At 62.7% G+C, this 2160-nt stretch carries 1 protein-coding gene and 1 pseudogene; both read right to left on the bottom strand.

Translation table 11 applies throughout. The annotated features are described in order from the left end of the window. A pseudogene (locus tag IVA88_RS00010) lies at positions 1-582 on the bottom strand (flagellin); the annotation flags it as partial. A gap of 356 nt (positions 583-938) precedes the next feature. After that, a partial coding sequence (locus IVA88_RS00005; protein ID WP_247495252.1) for a DUF1522 domain-containing protein occupies positions 939-2160 on the bottom strand: 1222 nt, incomplete at its 5' end.

The following is a 2160-nucleotide window of genomic DNA, read 5'->3' as shown; positions in this document are numbered from 1 at the left end:
CAGGCCGGTCGCGGTCGTGCCGTTGGTGGCGATCAGGGTGATGGCGCCGGTCAGGGCCGTGGTGCCGTCACCGGCCGTCGCGCCCGTGCTTGCAAAGGAGCCGATGGTGGCGCCGAGCGTCGTGGTGCCCGCCGCCGCCGTGGTGCCGCCGGCCGCGCCGTTATACACGACGTTGCTGCTTGCGGTCGCGCTGGCGAAGCTCGTGGTGCCGCGCAGATCGGCCGATGTCGCACCGGAGATCGTGGTGGAGACGTTGGACTTGGTGGAGTAGCCGACGGTGGTCTGCAGCGCCTGATTGGCGATCGACTTCGCGCTGTCGATCAGCTTCTGCAGCGAGGTGATGCCGGTGTTGGCAGCCTGCAGCACCTGCACGCCGTTGGCGATACCGTCGAGCAGATTGTTGATGTCGCTGGCGCGGTTGTCGAGCGACTGAGCCGTGAAGAAGTTGGTGGGATTGTCCAGGGCCGAATTGACGCTCTTGCCGGTCGACAGACGGCTCTGTGTGGTGGCGAGAAGATCGGCGGTGGACTGGAGAGAGAGCAGGTTCTGACGAACCGACGAGGAGAGAACAATACCGGACATTGAGTGTTACCCTTCTGGTACGCAACGCAACAAACTTCGATTAGGATTAATCGATGCCGGAACGGTGAACACAGACGGCTAACAAAGCATGAAGCGTGTCGCGCCAATCCTTGCGCGGATTCACCATGTGAGCGATCGGAGCCGGATCGGACTCGCACACATCGTCATGATAGGACGACGTTTTTTCGTGCAGCGATCGGGCGTTTGCGACTTGTCAACCATAACTCAGAGTAAGCAATCGGCTGCATCCGAATGCATCGTCTTCACTTGTCGAGCGGCACTCTGATGCCGGCGCAAAAGAAAGCGGCGGAGCCGAAGCCCCGCCGCCGTAGTCGTCTTAAGATGTCGTCCGCTTGTTAGCGGAGCAGCTGGAGCACGCTCTGCTGCGACTGGTTGGCCAGCGACAACGCGGAGACCGCGATGGACTGGCGGGTCGACAGCGCCTGGCTGTTGGCCGCTTCGGTGTTGGTGTCGGCCAGAGTGAGGTTGGACGAACCGGTCTGCAGCACGTTGATCAGGCTCTTGTTGAAGTCCTGACGCACCTGCACCACCGAGAGGTTCGAACCGAGGCTCGACGCTTCCGAACGCAGCGTGCTCGATGCGGCGTTCAGGTTCGACAGCACCTTGTTGGTCGCGGAGTTGTCGATGAAATCGACACCGCTGGTCAGCGAGGCGAGGCCGAGACCCTTGGAGTTGTAGGTCACGCCGGTAATGCTGAGGTTCGACTTGCCGGTCTCGTCGAACACCAGCTTGAGCTGGTCACCGTTCAACAGGTTGACACCGTTGAACGAGGAGTCCTGCGAGGTCGTGTCGATCTGGTTCAGGATGTTGTTGTACTGAGACACCAGGTTCGCACGCGAGGTCTGGGCAACCGTATCCTGGACGGGGCTGGAAGCCGTCGAGAACGTCAGCGCCGTTGTCAGCGTGCCGCCGATCGCACCACCCGCGGCGCTCGAACCGATCGTCGAGGACGCGTAGTCGTTGGTGGTCGAAACCGTCAGCAGGCCGTTGGCGTCGATCGTCGCCGTCAGGTTGTTGGCCTGAAGCTTCGTGTTGAGCTGATCGAGCGTCTTGACCGTGCCGCTGGTACCGTCGCCGAAGGTGACGTTGACCGCCGTGCCGCCGTTGAAGGAGGAGAAGGTCAAGGTCTTGCCGCTGAGGCCGCCGACGCCGGAGGTGCGGGCCGCGGTGAACGCGGTCGAGGTTCCGGTGTTGCCGGCGAAGCCAAGCGCATTCAGCGCGTTGCCAGTGCCGGTGATCGACAGGTCGGCATTGACGCCGGTCGAGAGCTTGAGCTGGCCCGAGGCGTTGATCGACGAGTTGGTCTGGCCAGTCGCAGTCACAAGCGACGCGGTGCCGTTGGCATTGACCGTCGCGGTCTGCACGCCGGTGGCAAGGTCGATGGCTTTCAGCACATCGTTGACCGTGCCGGCCTGCAGATAGACCGTCGAGTTGCCGTTGCCGTCGGTGAGGACGTTACCGCTCGTGCCATAACCGCTCGGAACGCTCGGCGCACCGGTCGAGCCCGGGATCGGCGCGTTCTTGAAGGTGATGACGTGACCGTCGACGTTCAGCGTC

The sequence above is a fragment of the Bradyrhizobium sp. 149 genome, from assembly GCF_023073915.1.
GTDB lineage: Bacteria > Pseudomonadota > Alphaproteobacteria > Rhizobiales > Xanthobacteraceae > Bradyrhizobium.
This window is presented reverse-complemented; position numbering and strand designations above follow the sequence as displayed.